The 16,303-nt window shown below is 39.3% G+C and carries 16 protein-coding genes; 12 read left to right on the forward strand and 4 right to left on the reverse strand.

The genetic code is table 11. The features are described 5' to 3' along the window. Nucleotides 1–4 precede the first annotated feature (4 nt). Nucleotides 5–172: a hypothetical protein gene (locus MORIYA_RS20700; protein WP_162629217.1), complete on the forward strand. Its 168-nt coding sequence runs from the start codon at nt 5–7 to the stop codon at nt 170–172. 80 nt (nt 173–252) lie between these two features. On the opposite strand, the gene MORIYA_RS02730 is transcribed toward MORIYA_RS20700, so the two are convergent. Together MORIYA_RS02730 and MORIYA_RS02735 are read right to left on the reverse strand one after the other, a co-directional pair. Next, entirely contained in the window at nt 253–897 is a 645-nt protein-coding gene (locus MORIYA_RS02730; RefSeq protein ID WP_232011485.1) for a TetR/AcrR family transcriptional regulator, read from the reverse strand. A 43-nt stretch (nt 898–940) separates the two neighbouring features. After that, a complete protein-coding gene (locus MORIYA_RS02735; protein ID WP_112712499.1) occupies nt 941–2,470 on the reverse strand; it encodes a wax ester/triacylglycerol synthase family O-acyltransferase in 1,530 nt (509 codons plus the stop codon). A gap of 473 nt (nt 2,471–2,943) precedes the next feature. On the opposite strand from MORIYA_RS02735, the gene MORIYA_RS02740 reads away from it, so the two are divergent. The 4 genes from MORIYA_RS02740 to MORIYA_RS20705 all read left to right on the forward strand — a co-directional run bounded on the left by MORIYA_RS02740 (nt 2,944) and on the right by MORIYA_RS20705 (nt 4,633). After that, nucleotides 2,944–3,438, forward strand: coding sequence for an NlpC/P60 family protein (locus MORIYA_RS02740; RefSeq protein ID WP_112712501.1), 495 nt, complete (start codon nt 2,944–2,946; stop codon nt 3,436–3,438). Then, nucleotides 3,438–3,980 carry an inosine/xanthosine triphosphatase gene (gene yjjX / locus MORIYA_RS02745; protein ID WP_174216957.1) on the forward strand — a complete coding sequence of 181 codons (543 nt, stop codon included), beginning with the start codon at nt 3,438–3,440 and terminating at the stop codon, nt 3,978–3,980. Before MORIYA_RS02740 ends, yjjX begins: the two co-directional genes overlap by 1 nt. Nucleotides 3,981–4,169: 189 nt before the next feature. Further along, on the forward strand, nt 4,170–4,445 hold the full coding sequence (locus tag MORIYA_RS02750; protein ID WP_112712505.1) for a hypothetical protein: 276 nt from the start codon (nt 4,170–4,172) through the stop codon (nt 4,443–4,445). 32 nt (nt 4,446–4,477) lie between these two features. Further along, the gene (locus tag MORIYA_RS20705; RefSeq protein ID WP_162629202.1) at nt 4,478–4,633 is read left to right on the forward strand and encodes a hypothetical protein; all 156 of its coding nucleotides are present in this window, start codon (nt 4,478–4,480) and stop codon (nt 4,631–4,633) included. Nucleotides 4,634–4,655: 22 nt separating this feature from the next. On the opposite strand, the gene MORIYA_RS02755 is transcribed toward MORIYA_RS20705, so the two are convergent. Next, entirely contained in the window at nt 4,656–5,696 is a 1,041-nt protein-coding gene (locus MORIYA_RS02755; protein ID WP_112712507.1) for an FAD-dependent oxidoreductase, read from the reverse strand. Nucleotides 5,697–6,272: 576 nt separating this feature from the next. Here MORIYA_RS02755 and MORIYA_RS02760 point away from each other — a divergent pair. Beyond that, complete coding sequence (locus MORIYA_RS02760; protein ID WP_112712509.1) at nt 6,273–8,513, forward strand: acetyl-CoA hydrolase/transferase C-terminal domain-containing protein; 2,241 nt, start codon at nt 6,273–6,275, stop codon at nt 8,511–8,513. Between the two features lie 89 nt (nt 8,514–8,602). Beyond that, nucleotides 8,603–9,184, forward strand: coding sequence for a TPR domain-containing protein (locus MORIYA_RS02765; RefSeq protein ID WP_112712511.1), 582 nt, complete (start codon nt 8,603–8,605; stop codon nt 9,182–9,184). Nucleotides 9,185–9,287: 103 nt separating this feature from the next. Here the strand turns inward: MORIYA_RS02765 and nrfA are convergent, their stop codons facing one another. Next, the gene (gene nrfA / locus MORIYA_RS02770) at nt 9,288–10,727 is read right to left on the reverse strand and encodes an ammonia-forming nitrite reductase cytochrome c552 subunit (protein ID WP_112712513.1); all 1,440 of its coding nucleotides are present in this window, start codon (nt 10,725–10,727) and stop codon (nt 9,288–9,290) included. Between the two features lie 652 nt (nt 10,728–11,379). Between nrfA and nrfB the strand changes: the two genes are divergently transcribed. The 5 genes from nrfB to MORIYA_RS02795 all read left to right on the forward strand — a co-directional run bounded on the left by nrfB (nt 11,380) and on the right by MORIYA_RS02795 (nt 16,302). Continuing rightward, entirely contained in the window at nt 11,380–11,985 is a 606-nt protein-coding gene (gene nrfB, locus MORIYA_RS02775) for a cytochrome c nitrite reductase pentaheme subunit (RefSeq protein ID WP_112712515.1), read from the forward strand. 1 nt (nt 11,986) lies between these two features. Next, nucleotides 11,987–12,673, forward strand: coding sequence for a cytochrome c nitrite reductase Fe-S protein (gene nrfC / locus MORIYA_RS02780; RefSeq protein ID WP_112712517.1), 687 nt, complete (start codon nt 11,987–11,989; stop codon nt 12,671–12,673). After that, nucleotides 12,670–13,638: a cytochrome c nitrite reductase subunit NrfD gene (gene nrfD, locus MORIYA_RS02785; RefSeq protein WP_112712519.1), complete on the forward strand. Its 969-nt coding sequence runs from the start codon at nt 12,670–12,672 to the stop codon at nt 13,636–13,638. Before nrfC ends, nrfD begins: the two co-directional genes overlap by 4 nt. Before the next feature lie 182 nt (nt 13,639–13,820). Next, nucleotides 13,821–15,695, forward strand: a complete 1,875-nt coding sequence (locus tag MORIYA_RS02790; protein ID WP_112712521.1) for a heme lyase CcmF/NrfE family subunit — start codon at nt 13,821–13,823, stop codon at nt 15,693–15,695. After that, nucleotides 15,685–16,302 (forward strand): DsbE family thiol:disulfide interchange protein, encoded by a 618-nt coding sequence (locus MORIYA_RS02795; protein ID WP_112712523.1) that lies wholly within the window; start codon nt 15,685–15,687, stop codon nt 16,300–16,302. Before MORIYA_RS02790 ends, MORIYA_RS02795 begins: the two co-directional genes overlap by 11 nt. Nucleotide 16,303 lies beyond the last annotated feature (1 nt).

Here is a 16,303-nt window from a genome sequence, read left to right on the forward strand (position 1 = left end):
CACTATGGAAGAGAAGCGATCTGTTTATACCTGTTTACAAGGCGTTGGTATTGTTTTTAGTTTTATTCTTGTCAACGATATAGCTAATGGGCGTTGGTTCGATGTTGGCTTGATGTTTGTTGTCGTTATGATTGCATTAGTAGTCGTAGATAAAATATCAAAGATGGAATAAGATCGATAAAAAAACCTAGTAACTTGATCGTCACTAGGTTCTTTAATATTTGATCATAAACGCTAAATCAATATTTTTAACTAACTAAACAGACTCGTTGTTTCAACGGGATTTAGCTCTACTTCATGCAAGTATTTTTCTTTTGATTCGTTAGAAAAATAAGGTTTTACTAACATGATAATACGCAATACGATACGCTGAGTTATTTCTTTTAGATCGTAATCTTCTTCAGCTAATTGTGTATCCAGTGAACTTGTGGCAATCAAGCATATAGTATCAGCCATCGAACTTTGCTGTGCCTCTGGCATTTTTATTTCACTGCTCTCGTTTAACGATGCAAGCATCTTCAAGAAAAAACTATGATGGTTATTGACCAAACGCATAAAACGACGTTTCAATAGTTTATTTTCATCAAAGATAACTTTCATGTCGCGATAGAAGAATGAATATTGCTGAATTAAACCGACGTATATATTTAGGTATGCCCAGTAATCTTCAAACGCTTGCACATCTTCTTCATAGAATGACATTAGCTTATTAATGGCAGCTTCGTACTCATAAAACAGCTCAGTTAATAACTGATCTTTACCATTAAAATGATAATACAAATTACCTGGACTTATTTCTAAGGCATTCGCAATTTCAACCGTTGATACTTTTACGTGTCCGTACTGGCTGAACATTTCTAAACTACACTGTAATATCCTATCACGTGTTTTCATCATTTTTCCCTAAGCTGGATCTGATACTGTTGAATTTACCACAATGTTAAATTGTTGCTTCTATTGCAGCGGTATTCTCAGCTTTGATATCGGTGTCACTTTCAGCTAATATTTGCTCGATAATAGCTAATGTTTCTTGTTTAATATCAGAGTTTTCACTAGGCTTTGTTAATAGTGCAATTTGTTCTGATACTGAGGACACAGCACTTGTAAGTACCTCACTTTCTAATTCAACAAACGCATTAGTCACATAATCAGCAAGGTCAGTTAAATCAGGCAGTGCAGAGCGGCATGATACGAGACCAACATTGATTGTGCCGTTGTAGCTATATAACGTTATGTTTAATGACATCCCTGGTGGTAATACCGAAATAGGGAAGCATTGTTCCATTTTCGCACCCATCATATACAGAGGATGCTGTGGTCCTGGCACATTCGAAATAAGCACGTTACCCATAGGGGGTAATATGGTATCTAAATTTAAGAATTCGCTAACAACAGCAAGACCTTGGCTCACCATGGTATAGCTTGTCAGTGCTTCTTTGGTCAGTAAACGAGTTTCATTTTTTAACTTGATACACGAATCTTTAATTGTCATTAAACGTTCAAGCGGTGATTCGCCACTATAAGCTAATTCGACTAAGCTGATTGCGACTTGGTTGTTTGTCACAGTGTCGCCAGCTTTTCTTAAGCTCATTGGCATTTGGGCAACAAGCGGCTTTTTAAGTTTAAAATTCTTACTTTCAAGGTAGTTATGAATCGCCATATCACAAATGGTGACGACAACATCATTGATCGTTGCACCTGTCATTTTGCCAATACGTTTAACGCGTATTAACGGTAGTGCCGAAATAGCGGCGCGACGAGCACGTTTGGGACTGACTGAAAATGGTGTTTTCGGCGCCATAAACGGTGTCGGTATATCCGCTTTATACACATTAGCGGCTTGGAAAAGCAATTTCGTGGTAAGCTTAGTCAGCGATGGAATTGATTTTATTTGATCTGATAGTTTCTTCGATGTTTTTGTTATTGAAGTGAGCATACTATCAAGCTCTTTTTCTTTCTGCTCGTGCTCAACATTCCAGAAAGCGGTCATTGCCCCATCTGCATTACTGCTTAAATATGACATTAATAGTTGGTTGGCTTTTGCACCGTCAGTGAATGCATGGTGTGCTTTAAGATAAATAGCGAATTTGTTATCTTCTAAGCCATCAATGAGTATCATTTCCCACAGCGGTCTGTTTCTATCAAGCAGACTTTCATGTTGGTGTTCAACAAAATTAAGCAGCTGACTTTCGTTGCCTGGTTGCGGTAGCATGGCAAATCTTACGTGATAAGACAGATCAATATTGTTATCTTCTTGCCAGTGAAATTGGCCTGTCAGCTGTTTTTTAAGTTTTAAATTAAAAGGTGCCTTGACCTCGTCTTGTGACATTAAGCAATCGAAAAGATCGCGGGTAAAGTTACCTTGATAATCTTCTGGCACAGAAAAAATCTGTAATCCGGCTACATGTTTAGGACTGGCAACTGTTTCTGTATATAAGAAACCCATATCAACTAGTGTGAGTGCTTGCATGTAATCTAATCCCTATGTAGTAAATCCATAAAATAAAGTGTTTAGACACTAAGCTTTATTTTTATCTATATCTATATCTATATCTATATCTATATGGGTATATGTTACTGTGTTGTTTATTATTTGTAAATAGTGACAGGGTGTTAAATGTACTTTTAAGGGTATGAAAATAGTATTAAATTCAATAAATCGTGTGTTACTTAACACTTTTACGTCGTTATTTGTTAATTTTTATAACTAGCCACATAGGGTTGTAAACCCTGTAGGTAAAATGATTTTACTTGCTGGTGTTAATTACATGCTGTCATGTTATCGGTAACTAAAAGGTGTTGGTTTTTTATTTAAGTCGTGTTGATTAAGCTAAGATTTTAATCATTTTAGTTATAATTTTGATTTGGCAGTGATAAGCGGATTGTTTTGCACTATGACGAAAAGGTAGAATATCAAGGAATAAAAACTAACGGATAAATACTATGGTAGTTAAATCTTTCTGCTGTGCTGTACTATTGCTGATAATGTCGGGTTGTAGTCAGCATAGTTCAATAAAACAGTCTGAGAACAACCCTAAAATTAATGCGCCAACTGCCGAACTTGCTTATGCTCAAGGTCTGTTATTATCACAATATAACGATTGGCGCGGCACTCCACATAAATGGGGTGGCATGAGCAAGAAAGGTGTTGACTGTTCAGGGTTGGTTAAACTGACTTTTGAGCAACAATTTTCATTATCTCTACCTCGGACGACTGCCGGTCAAGTTAAAGTCGGACATTCGATTAAACGTCAGCAATTACGCACTGGTGATTTAGTGTTTTTTAAAACTGGGGTGAATGTTCGTCACGTTGGTATTATGGTTGATGAATTACAGTTTTTTCATGCGTCGAGCAGTCGTGGCGTGATCTTATCGCGTTTAGATAATCCCTATTGGAATAGCCACTACTGGCAATCAAGAAGAGTTAATTTAAAATGATGGAACAGAAGTTAATTAAAGTTGTGGTGGGGTCTAAAAATCCAGTAAAAATAAATGCCTCACGTAGCGTTATCGCCGCCTTGTATCCTGATCATGATGTGGAATGCGAAGGCGTTGCTGCTCCTTCTAATGTACCTGACCAACCAATGAACGCAGCGGAAACCCGTGCAGGCGCGATTAATCGTGTTAAGTATTGCCAACAAAATGCTGAGGCAGACTTTTATATTGCTATTGAAGGCGGTGTGGATCTGCTGGACGATGGTCCTGCTACATTTGCATACGTTGTCATTGCCAATAAAGATCAGCAGTCTGTCGGCCGAAGTGCTGCGTTACCATTACCTGCACCTATTTATCAGTCGTTACTCGATGGTAAAGAGTTAGGACCGGTGATGGATAAGCTATTTAAAACCGTCAATATTAAGCATAAGGGCGGGGCGATTGGCCTGTTAACCAATGGTCATGCAACACGCGAAAGCAATTATACCCAAGCGCTGACATTAGCCATGGCACCATTTTTATACCCTGATCTTTATAATCGATGATCTTTATAGTTGCACTTCAAAGTCTACGACCTTGGTACATGTGCTCTTGGATTCAGTCGTACTTTAGTCCGTTATCTGAACACTTTGTAATTTAGTGTCAATAAAACCCATACCTGCTATTGATAATCATTCTCAATAGCAGGTATGATGAATACATGGAGTGTCAGCACGTTTATAAAGGACTTAATTATGTCTTCTAAGGTTAATTTAAGTATATCGACTCGGAAGTTAGCAGAGTTGATCCAGGCGGGTCACCTTTGTGCCGCGGATTTCAACTGTTTAGATCCAGAATCGAAACAACAAGTTTGGCAGCTATGTTTGTGGAGCTGTAACAAACGCGTCCATTGCACTAAATCATGTACTCAACAATGTAATAGTGGGTATTGCGAAGGTGCTAAAACTGCGATCAAAAATAGTACGGTTACCAGTGATCAATCAACATTTATCACCATTAACGCTGATTGATCGTTGAGGTTATGACTTTTTAAACCGCTTTAATGCTACCAATACCACACCTTTACCGATTAAATATTGGCTGGCCGATCGTGGCAAATGCAAAAGACACGGCTAACAAACAAGCAGAGGCACTGGCGTTAAGCGCTAAGCTTGTTATCTTGTGTGAACTGATTAACGCCAATGTTGCAGTTAAGTAAGTCTCTCTACTCTTTTGTACACCTATTCTTTATTCAGCACATCAGTCGCTGTGCCAAGATATACTTCAGCAGCCAAGAGTATGGATTCATGCAAGGTTGGATGCGCATGTACGGTATGGGCGATATTGTCTGCCGTAAAGTTATTATGAATCGCTAAACACACTTCACCAAATATCTCATCGGCATTGTTACCTATCATGCCGCCACCGATTAAGACGTGGTTGTCGGTATTAAAGATCAGCTTCGTTAAGCCATTGGTGTTTACATCTGTGTTTGCTCGACCCAGTGAACGCCACGGTATGTTTATCACCTTATAATTTAACGCACTGCTAGCTAATTGCTTTTCTGTCCAGCCTAACCAGGTAACAGTCGGAAAGCTGGTGGCGATGAAGGGCTGGATTAATAAATCGTCTTGTGAGTCTTCATCATCACTGGCAATAAATACCGCGTCATAGTCTGCATCAGGCAATGCTTTACCTTTACTGGTGACAGATAACTGAACGTGATCATCACTAAAATTAAAGGCGGTTATTTCTGCTTGTGGTTTTATTTTGAAAAGTCGTTTTACATAACGTTGAAAGGTTTTGTTGATGTCTTTGTCTAGCTCAGGAAAAACGTCATCGCCAGTAATAAAGATATCAACAGCCGCGCCTAAGGCTTGATAGATAGTCGCTATTTCGATGGCATTAATACCAGCACCAATAATAGCGAGTTTATTGGGCATAAAGGGCAGGGCGATGGCTTCGTTATAATGCCAAATGTACTTGTTTGTCGCTGGTGACAGCAAATCGTTATGGTGTTTCTTTTCATCTGTTTTAACTAAGCTGTCTTGGTTGGTCACGTAACCTTGACTATTTAAGTCACCTTTTCGCATCACGTAGTACTGACTTTCAAGTTGATCGAGTTTATGACGAACAGCACTAAGGTCGATGCTGGGTGCTAAATAGCCAATTCCTTGTGAACTTGCCCCTCGAACACTGTGAATTGATTTAGCCATATGCAGTAACGCGTGAGTTCGGACTATGGTCGTATCGACTTTCTGTTGTTGTATGTTTGCTTTCATTTAAACTCTCGTTAAAACGCAGGAAGTATCAATTTAGCATAGAGTAAACACCTATTTATAGGTAGTTTTTAGTTGTTTGTTATCTGTGTCGCAATACGATTATTCTTGATAGCGTCGTAATAAAAGCTAAATATTCTGGACGGTTGCAGCAACAGCAGAGTTTCTGGCAATAAGGCTTAGAAAAGCAGCTAACGAATCGAAGTGGATTAATGAAGGCCTGTAATGTGAACCGAGTGGATTAACCCGCTTTAACTTGTTAATCATATATCTATAATATGTTACAGTATTGAGGTCTACTATTAGTTGATTTAAATTAACTATTGAATATATTGATATAAATGTTTTATTTTTTACTGTATTTCAATGTATTACTCTCAATAGCATCGAAAATAAGCCCTCTTTAATACTAAGTAATCATTAACTTAAGATTAACATGCTGTTAGCACCGTTTTAAAAATTAGAATAGAGTATGTCCTCTAAAAATGACTTGCTGTTACGTTTAATCAAATCTAACATATCACTAATTGAGTATATTTGTAAAAGCCTGATGTTACCGATTATTAAAAGGATATGATAATGCCTGTATTAGATGTCGAAGCAAAAACACGCTCAGCTCAGCAATTTTTAAATTCAAATAAATCTATCAGTAAACCTGAAGCCGTTAGGTTAAACGATGTCGAGAAATTAGTTGATGCCGTACTTGCTGAAGTCGGAAACCATATTGTCTTGGGACTGCCGATAGCAATTGGCAAAGCTATTACGTTTAGCAACGCGTTATATCAACGTGCAAAGGCTGATCCAAGTATCACGTTGCAAATTGAAACTGCTATATCGCTAGAAATCCCCCGCGCTAAAACAGATCTTGAAAATAAATTTCTTGCCCCATTTGTTAGTCGCCATTTTGCTGGTGTGCAAGAACTTGATTATATGAAAGATGTTAGAAACAACACGTTACCAGATAATATTACGGTTTTTGAATTCTTCTTTAAAGCGGGTAGTTTTATAAATCACGCACAGCAGCTCAATTACACAAGTACCAATTATACCCATGCTGTTCGAGATTTAATAGATAAAGGGGTTAACGTTGTTGCCCAAATTGTTGCGGAGCGACAAGTTGATGACATCACGACATATAGTCTTTGCAGTAACTCAGATTTAGCATTAGATATAATTCCTGCGTTAGAAGCGTTAAAGGTTGCAGAAGGCAGAAAATTTGTCAGTGTGGGTGAAGTTAATTCGAATATGCCATTTATGCGTAATCATGCTGAAGTCAGTGCTAATACATTTCATTTTATTTTAGAAAGCCAAGAAAAAGACTACGCATTATTTGCTACCCCTGAAGATGCTATTTCAAACGCAGATCATATGATTGGATTTTATGCGAGTAGTTTGATTAAAGATGGTGGAACACTGCAGCTTGGCATCGGTTCACTTTGTAGTGCACTAAGCTATAGCTTGTTACTCCGCCACCAAAATAATGGATGTTATAATGAAATTTTCAATGATTTAAAAATTGAAGAAAAATTTCCTATCGTGGCTAAAGTCGGCGATAGAAGTATTTTCAGCCAAGGTTTATACGGATGCAGTGAATTAATGGTCGATGGTTTCATGCATTTGTATCAAGCCGGGATCTTAACACGCCAAGTATTCTCTGATGTGTTATTACAATCTTTGCTGAATGATAACGTGATAATCACTGATGTAAACATCAATACACTCACCATATTACTTAAGCATAAAGCAATTTCAACCGAACTAACCACGAAGGATCTAGTTTACCTACAAGAATTAGGGATATTTAAATCGGCAGTGACTTTGTATCAAAACACGTTATACAGTAATGACGAAAGTTGTATTGCAGATTTGAGTCAAATAGATGCACTTTTGTGGATTGAGCAGCATTGCCTCGGAGACAAGCTTAAAGGTGGCATTGTAATGCATGGCGCCTTTTTTATTGGTCCTAAGGCATTTTATAAAGCACTGAATGCAATGACTGAAGAAGATCATGCTAAGTTCTGTATGACAAGTGTGATGTATGTGAATGATCTATACGATCATTTCTTGGGTGATCAAAAAATTAAAGCGATGCAACGTAAAGAAGCTCGCTTTTTTAATTCTGCCATGATGGTGACACTTGATGGTTCCGTGATCTCCGATGGATTAGAAAATGGCCAAGTGGTCAGTGGTGTAGGTGGCCAGTATAATTTTGTGGCTCAATCTCATCAAATGAAAGATGCCCGATCGATTATTAAATTACGCAGTACCTGTGTACGAAATGGTAAACTGCAATCCAACGTATTGTTCAACTATGGGCATAACACTATACCGCGTCAGTTACGTGATATTGTGATTACTGAATATGGTATTGCAGATCTACGTAGTAAACCCGATCACATTGTTTATACCGAATTAATCAAGATTGCAGATTCACGATTTCAACCTCAATTACTTCAACAAGCAAAAGACGCTGGCAAAGTCGCTGCTAATTACCAAATCCCCATCGCATTTTGTCATAATTTACCTGAGGCGATCACCGATCTTTGTAACAAGCATAAGCAACATGGCGTATTTCCTCAATTCCCACACGGAAGTAGTTTTACTCATGCTGAGTTGAAACTGATGAAGGCATTAAAGTCTTTGAAAAATAAAGGACAGTCGAGAAGGGGTAAGTTCAAGCTGATGTTGCAAGGACTTACGGCAACAAAACCAACTGAAGAAATTCAGCGATTGTTAAGTCGTATGGACCTCACTGATCCGGTTAATTTTGCAGAACGTATGGCTCAACGCTTATTGAGTAAAGAATTGCAGGACAAATAGTGCATATTCATAAATGAGCTTAATAACTAATTATTAATAGGTAGGTCTGTTAAACTGTTCGCAATCATTATCAACAGATGAAATTGACTATGAGTAAATGTCTATGGACACCGTTTATCTCTTCGGTTCTGATTGTCGGCAGTGCGGCTAGTTACTATTTATTGAGCGATTATCAGCGGCTAGAGACGCAACAAGCGCTAATGGCGGCTGTTTCTTTCGAACAACTTTCTGCGTCTGAAATAAGTGATAAGCGCATTTTAACGCTGCAAGACAAGCTTTACGATGATAAGCAGAATGCCAAGCTTTGGTTTCAACTTGGCAATGCTTACCTGTATAACGGTGAATATGATGATGCTTTGTTAGTGTTTGATTATTCAATTCGATTAACGACGGAACCAACTGCAATACATTATGCTGCAAAAGCATCCGCGTTGTATTACGCGCGCGGCCAGCATTTAACCGCAGAGGTTAAAGCGCTACTTGAGCAAGCATTATCGCTTCAACCTAACAACCAAACGGCATTGATGATGTTAGCGGCAAATGAATTTATGAATGTGCGGTATCAACATGCAATCGACCTTTGGGTGCAATTACTCGATTCAGATCAGCAGGGGTTAGACCGGATTTCAATTATTAATTCCATTAATCAAGCGAAGCAATTTATTAAATAACGATGAACCACTTTGGCTTGTCGTCATTCAGTCATCTTATTATTTAATCAGAAAACAATGCCGACATCAAGTCGGCATTGTTATCATTGCCAATGTTCAGTAATTAATAAGTTGCTTCACGTTGTTCTGCTTCCGCTTCCCATTTTGGTACAAGTGTTTTCAAGAACTCTGCTTTTTCTTTACGCATCTTGTCCATGTCCATACCAAGTGCTTGTTGTGCAAGTTCTTTGGTTGAGATATCAGGGATCTCGATTGGATCGGTAATCCCTTTCTTGGCCAGTAGGCGAATTAACTGAGTTCGTGCATCTGTCGCACGGTCTAACGCTGTACCTAATACACGTAAGGCAACTTCTGGTGCATGCATATGTATACCATGAGATGCAATCGCATAATCCCAACGCCATTGCGCATGACGGATGTTGAGTTGGATCTCATCCATCTCTGCCTGTGTGGCACCGGCTTCCCATGCAGCCTTCGCTTCAAAGTGTGCTGCGATGATTTGCTTTTCAGCCAACAGTTTCAATTCAGTCACTTGATCTTTACGTGTTTTAACCACGTCTTGTAGCATTTCTTTACTTTGGGTATGACAGTTTGCACAAGTATCTTGGAAACGATCAAATGGATTACCTACTTTATGATCGGTAAATACGGTACCATCCGCATTTTTTATTTTTGGCATATGGCAATCAACACACGTTACGTTGTTTTTACCATGGATACCTTCACGCCATGTTTCATAACCGGGATGCTGTGCTTTTAACATGGGCGTTTTAGACACTGCATGCGTCCAATCTTTGAAACCAATTTCGTCATAGTATTCTTCCATTTGGTCAACTGTTGTGCCTTTATCCCATGGGAATTTTACGGCTTTAGTTGGACCCGTGAAATAGTACTCAACGTGGCATTGCGCACAAACTTGTGCTTGTTGATCAAGGCGACCTTGCTCTTTAAATGGCTTACCAATTACTTCCATTGCTCGTTCAACGTATGGACGAGTCAATTTAAGTGCGGGTTCTCCATTTTTGAATGCGTCGCTACGGGTATCATGACAATCGGCACAACCAATGGCATTAACAATCTCAGCCCCTCCTTTCGCCCATTTACCTGAGAAGTAAGCATCTTCACCATTTTCTTCAATAAAGCGCGCTACGTCCGGGCTTTTACAACTCCAGCAAGACATAACCATAGGGCCATTTTTAGCATTAGTTGGTCCACCTGTACGTAGGGTATTACGAATATCATCAATGGCATAGAAATGACCACGGGTTTTATTATAGTCTTTAGAAAAACCATAACCGGCCCACATGATGACCATATTTGGATCACCTTGTAATGCATCTTCTATTTCTTTACTTTCACTGGTCGCTTTCCAGGTTTTGTATTGATCAGGATGTGCTTGTTGGAACTTTTCATTTCGTGGTTCTAATTTTGCTGATACTTGATCAGCAGCAAATACAGTACTACTGCTAACACCAAGTAATAATGTCGCGAGCAGAACTGCCACGCCAGAGGCTGGTTTTAGAGTTTTATATACACTAGCCATGTTGTCTCCAATTATTAATTATTTAGGTTGACCAAGCGTTGTGAGAGTGGCAATAAATAAGAGTTGGAAACGTATCTATATATTTTAATTTAATCTTTAATGTCATAATTATTTTTTAAAACATATAACCACATTATTTAAAATATCTCAAATATACCTGTATATAAATAAAAATCGCCGCTTACTCTCTTGTTTGTTGTTCTCGATCAAGATTATTAAAATAATAAACAATGTGTTTTAATAATCCCAAAATAAGTACGAAAAAAAGATGGTCAAAGAGACGGCTATACAGTAAATGACACACACTGACATTTATTTACATTTCAACATGTTACATTAATCTTTTTAAAACATTGGCTTATGCGTTTGTTGATGTATATCTCAAATATAAAATTAACTTGTTATAGGTAAGCGTTATTTGTTTTTAATTTTCCAGTTTTAAAATATAATGGAATCGTTAAGCGTTGTGGCTGGCATTGTTAATAAGAATTATTCTTAATAAGAATTAGTGTTATTCAGTAAAGCAAATAATTGACAAATTGAAATTACTTTTAATTTTAAAATATGTTTTGTCTGAATAATTAAACTAACGAAAATTAAAATGTATTTTTAATTAATATACATTTTTATAATTCTCATAGAAGGATGCAAAATGGGTAATGTAAAATTAGCCATACGTACAACGATTAGCTTTCTGCTCTTCATATGTATCTATGGTTTTAATGTCAGTGCTGCAGCAGAGTCGCCAGATCACGCGGTCATTAATGCAAACACTGATAGTCGACACGAAGTGACGTTTAATCGCGACAGTGATTATGCTTGTATACAATGTCATAAGGATTCGAAAGAAACACGCCAGGGTACACATGGTGAAAAAGTCGTAGCAGAAATAGGCAGAGACCTGAAATGCGTTGAATGCCATAACACTATTGGTCCAAACCACCGCGAAGATGCCCCGCAAGTCACTAAATTTTTCGCCGCTCAATCTAAAATTGGCACACATAAAAACCTGCTGGATTTTGGCGCTATCTTAAAAGCGACGGGTAATTGTACTGATTGTCACACTCCAGAAAAATTACAAGAAAAAACCTGGGTACATGATGTACATGCGAAAAAAGCCACGTGTTCGTCTTGCCATATGATCCATGCCGATGGCGAGAAAGAAGGTATGCAAGCGCTAGAACGTAAGGAGCAAATTGCGCAATGCGTCGATTGTCATAAAGACTTTAACTTGATAAAAGAAGATAAGGGAGAATGACATGGTCTGTTCTAGACGAAATTTATTAATTGGTGCTGGTGCGATAATTTTTACGACTGGCGTCTCTAAAATTGCGCTAGCCAAAAAATCATTAGTTGCTACGCAAGAAGACGGTGATAAACGCTACGGTATGGTTTTTGACGAAACGGCTTGCATTGGTTGTACAGCTTGTACAGATGCCTGCCGTGAAGTTAACAATGTACCGGAAGGCGTATCACGTTTAAAAATTGAACGCAGTGCACCGATGGGGGAGTATCCCGATGTCGATTACACATTCAATCGTGTGTCTTGTCAGCACTGTGATAATGCACCTTGTGTCACTGTTTGTCCGACGGGTGCTTCGTATGTTGATTTAAAAACAGGCATTGTCGATGTTCATAGCGATAAGTGTGTTGGTTGTGGTTATTGCTTAGCGGCTTGTCCGTATCAAGTGCGATTCTTCCATCCAGAAACTAAAGTGGCAGATAAGTGTAATTTCTGTCGTGATACTAATTTAAAAGCCGGTAAATTGCCTGCTTGCGTTGAATCATGTCCGACTAAAGCATTGACCTTTGGTGATCTGAACGATCCGACGAGTGAGATAAACAAAGTGATTGCCAGTAATGCCGTTTATCGCTCGAAAGTAGAATTAGGTACCGAGCCAAAACTGTATAAAGTAGCGGATACAAAAGGGGAGATAAAACGATGAATACAATTGTAAGTGCGTTTACGTTTGATTCTTTGGTGTGGGACTGGCTTATTGCGATATACCTGTTTTTAACCGGGATGTCGGCTGGTATGGTATTAATTTCGATTCATTTGAAGCGCAAGGTTATTGATGGTAAAGCGTCAGCTAATGGCATCATTAAGGCAACGGCTATTTTAGCACCGCTCGGAATTATCACTGGTTTAACCATTTTGATTTTCCACTTAACTAAGCCCTTAGCGTTCTGGAAGATCTTGGTTTACTTTAATCCCACTTCGGTGATGTCGATGGGCGTGATCTTATTCCAAGTTTACATGATGATCTTATTTACTTGGATTGCCATCATGTTTAAAGATGAATTAGCGGTATTACTGCAGAAGTTATTTAAAGGTCGCTTTGATTTTGTCAATTCGATAGTAGATAAACTGGCAAAATTTGAAAATGCACTAGAGCTACTTTTAGCACTGCTCGCTATGATGTTAGCGGCTTATACTGGTTTTTTATTATCGGCATTAAAAACCTATCCGATGTTAAATAATCCAGTATTACCTGTGCTATTTATTTTCTCTAGCGTGTCATCGGGTGCCGCTGCCTGTCTCATGCTTGGTATTGTTGGGTTTAAAGAATCATTCCACAGTAAAAGTGTGCAATGGATCCATGGTATTGAACGTCCTGTTGTCGTATTCGAATTGTTTGTATTGCTCACATTTTTTACTGGCCTTATCTTTGGTGGTGGCCAGAAGGAAGTGGCCGCGATGGCCGCGATTGGCGGCGGTTTTTGGGCATCTTGGTTCTGGTACGGTGTCGTCGGTGCGGGTATGTTAATGCCATTAGCGTTAAACTTTTTTGTGCCAGCACAGTCACGTCATAACAAAGCGTTTGTATTGTTAGTTACATCACTCAGCCTTGCTGGTGTGTTAATGCTGCGTACATTTATTTTGTATGCGGGACAGATGACAGTTGTTTAACTGTTAGTTACTGACAACTGACTATCACTTAAGGATTATCTTATTGTGTTATTAACGGTTGTCTTAAATCAAAGTTAATATCTTGGGCATAAGTTAATGTCTTAAGTACCAGCTAATGACTTATATAAAGTAAGAGGGTTGATTAGGACTCTCTTTGTTTTTTATTATCAATGGATCCATTTATGATCCCAGAAATTGCATTATTTTCACTTATTCTTGGTACGTTGTGCGCTATTCTCGGTGCCGCGATTCCCTTGTTTGGCATCGCGACTAAACAACCACATTTAAGCCGTTATTCGTGGCCATTGAGTTATGGCGCGTTTGTCGCGGTGACCACCTCAATTTGTCTACTTGCTTATAGTTTCACTGTCGATGACTTCTCTGTCACCTATATTGCCCAACATTCTAATTCTCAGTTACCAGTATTGTTTAAGATAGCCGCTGTGTGGGGCGGACATGAAGGCTCACTATTATTTTGGGTGTTTTCGTTGTCGTTATGGTCGGCGGCAATTGCGTTCGTTAACCGTCATCACAATCAAGCTTTTATTAGCCGGGTATTGATTGTATTAAGTTTATTAACTGCCGCGTTTGGTTTATTTACCCTGCTGGGCTCTAATCCTTTCTCGCGGTTATTGCCGGTACCGATGCAAGGACGAGATTTACACCCGATGTTACAAGATGTTGGTCTTATTTTTCACCCGCCATTATTGTATTTAGGCTATGTGGGATTTTCGGGATCCTTTGCCTTTGCGGTGGCGGCGTTAACGATGCCAGATATCGACATTCCTTGGCCACAGTGGAGCCGTGCTTGGACGCTTGCTGCTTGGGTCATGCTAACGGGCGGTATCGCACTGGGTGCTTGGTGGGCTTATTATGAACTGGGTTGGGGCGGCTGGTGGTTTTGGGACCCGGTTGAAAATGCGTCATTGCTGCCTTGGTTAACGGGTACTGCATTATTGCATTCATTGATAGCCAGTGAAAAGCGTCAGGCGTTGATTAACTGGAGTTTACTACTGTCCATATTTACATTTAGCTTAAGTTTACTCGGTACTTTTGTGGTGCGTTCTGGGATCTTAACTTCTGTGCATGCATTTGCGGTAGACCCGACACGCGGACTGGTATTGCTCGTGATCTTAGCTGTTTGTGTTGTGGTGCCGCTAACGTTGTTTATGTTACAAAGCGGTAAGATCAAACCATTAAAACTGCGCAGTATTGTTAGCCGAGAAGTGTTATTTTTGATGCTAAATAGTGTGCTGGTGGTTGCAACATTATCGGTATTGCTTGGCACTTTTTATCCGATGATCTTTCAAGTCTTCAATTTTGGCAGTATCTCTGTTGGCGCACCTTTCTTTAATGCAGTATTTGTACCTTTGGCGTTATTGTGTTTTGTATTAATGAGTATTGCTCCTTTTATACACTGGAGTAAAACTAACCTTGATGCCATGAAGAGCAAGTTAATATTAATTTGGATTTTTGCTGTGATTATCGGTTCGGTGGCTAGCTACTTAGTTAATGATAGCTTGTCGGTATTTGTACTTCTGGTACTGATATTGTGTGCGGCTGTGGTTATGTCGAGTTTATTTGGCGGCGTGCGTATTCGCCATTTAGCCATGACCGTTGCGCATGTTGGTGTTGCGATTACTGCGGTTGGGATATTACTCGTCAGTTATAATTCTTCCGAGATAAGTACTAAAATGAGCCCAGGTGTTTCGGTCGAATTAGGTGATTTAACCGTTAACTATATAGAGACTGAGTGGTTGGTCGCGTCTAATTATACCGCAGAGCAGGCGGTACTTGAGGTCGTTGATAAGGACGGCCATATTGTGCAATTGAAACCACAAAAACGCCATTATCCAGTCCGAGTGATGAATATGAGTGAGCCCGCTATTCATTCAACTTGGCTGCGTGATATCTACATTACTATGGGTGAAAAGATTGATAGTAACTCTTATGCAATCCGAATCCAGAATAGAGCATTTATCAACTGGTTATGGGCGGGCAGCATAATAATGATGGTTGGTGGTCTGTTGGCAATAGGGCAACGATATGTTAAATAATAACTTTAAATTAATACTACCGAGTTTGTTAGGGTTGTTGTTTGTGGCAGCGATGATGTTTGCATTAACCTCTCAAGAGGGGCAAGTGACGCCTTCAGCCTTGGTTGGGAAACCGATCCCTGCGTTTACCGCCAGCAGTTTAAGTGCTACTGAACTAGTTGGTAATAATGAGCGAATCGATAACAATGAGCTAGTCGATAATAATCAGTTATTAGGTAATAGCGCACGATTAGATAACCGCATATTTCAGACGGATAAAAACTACACCTTGCTAAATGTATGGGCTTCTTGGTGCGCTGTTTGCCAAAGTGAGCATGGTTTTTTAATGAAGCTTGCGGGTAAAGATGGCGTGCGCATCGTTGGCTTAAACTACCGTGATGATCGCGCTGATGCAAATCGTGTATTAAGATCGCTGGGCAATCCCTACGTAGCAACCATCTTTGATCCTGACGGCAAGATTGCCTTGGATATGGGGGTGATTGCGACGCCAGAAACCTACTTGTTAGATAATCAGGGCATTGTACTCTTTCGTTATTCAGGGGCTCTGGATGAAACGGTTTGGCAGCATTACTTCAAGCCATTTATGCAGCTGTTAACAGATAAATGAA

Source organism: Moritella yayanosii (assembly GCF_900465055.1).
Classification (GTDB): domain Bacteria; phylum Pseudomonadota; class Gammaproteobacteria; order Enterobacterales; family Moritellaceae; genus Moritella; species Moritella yayanosii.

Coding starts and splice junctions, on each gene's coding strand:
- MORIYA_RS20700 (WP_162629217.1), top strand. CDS start 5: ATGGAAGAGAAGCGATCTGTTTATACCTGTTTACAAGGCGTTGGTATT.
- MORIYA_RS02730 (WP_232011485.1), bottom strand. CDS start 897: ATGATGAAAACACGTGATAGGATATTACAGTGTAGTTTAGAAATGTTC.
- MORIYA_RS02735 (WP_112712499.1), bottom strand. CDS start 2,470: ATGCAAGCACTCACACTAGTTGATATGGGTTTCTTATATACAGAAACA.
- MORIYA_RS02740 (WP_112712501.1), top strand. CDS start 2,944: ATGGTAGTTAAATCTTTCTGCTGTGCTGTACTATTGCTGATAATGTCG.
- yjjX (WP_174216957.1), top strand. CDS start 3,438: ATGGAACAGAAGTTAATTAAAGTTGTGGTGGGGTCTAAAAATCCAGTA.
- MORIYA_RS02750 (WP_112712505.1), top strand. CDS start 4,170: ATGTCTTCTAAGGTTAATTTAAGTATATCGACTCGGAAGTTAGCAGAG.
- MORIYA_RS20705 (WP_162629202.1), top strand. CDS start 4,478: ATGCTACCAATACCACACCTTTACCGATTAAATATTGGCTGGCCGATC.
- MORIYA_RS02755 (WP_112712507.1), bottom strand. CDS start 5,696: ATGAAAGCAAACATACAACAACAGAAAGTCGATACGACCATAGTCCGA.
- MORIYA_RS02760 (WP_112712509.1), top strand. CDS start 6,273: ATGCCTGTATTAGATGTCGAAGCAAAAACACGCTCAGCTCAGCAATTT.
- MORIYA_RS02765 (WP_112712511.1), top strand. CDS start 8,603: ATGAGTAAATGTCTATGGACACCGTTTATCTCTTCGGTTCTGATTGTC.
- nrfA (WP_112712513.1), bottom strand. CDS start 10,727: ATGGCTAGTGTATATAAAACTCTAAAACCAGCCTCTGGCGTGGCAGTT.
- nrfB (WP_112712515.1), top strand. CDS start 11,380: ATGGGTAATGTAAAATTAGCCATACGTACAACGATTAGCTTTCTGCTC.
- nrfC (WP_112712517.1), top strand. CDS start 11,987: ATGGTCTGTTCTAGACGAAATTTATTAATTGGTGCTGGTGCGATAATT.
- nrfD (WP_112712519.1), top strand. CDS start 12,670: ATGAATACAATTGTAAGTGCGTTTACGTTTGATTCTTTGGTGTGGGAC.
- MORIYA_RS02790 (WP_112712521.1), top strand. CDS start 13,821: ATGATCCCAGAAATTGCATTATTTTCACTTATTCTTGGTACGTTGTGC.
- MORIYA_RS02795 (WP_112712523.1), top strand. CDS start 15,685: ATGTTAAATAATAACTTTAAATTAATACTACCGAGTTTGTTAGGGTTG.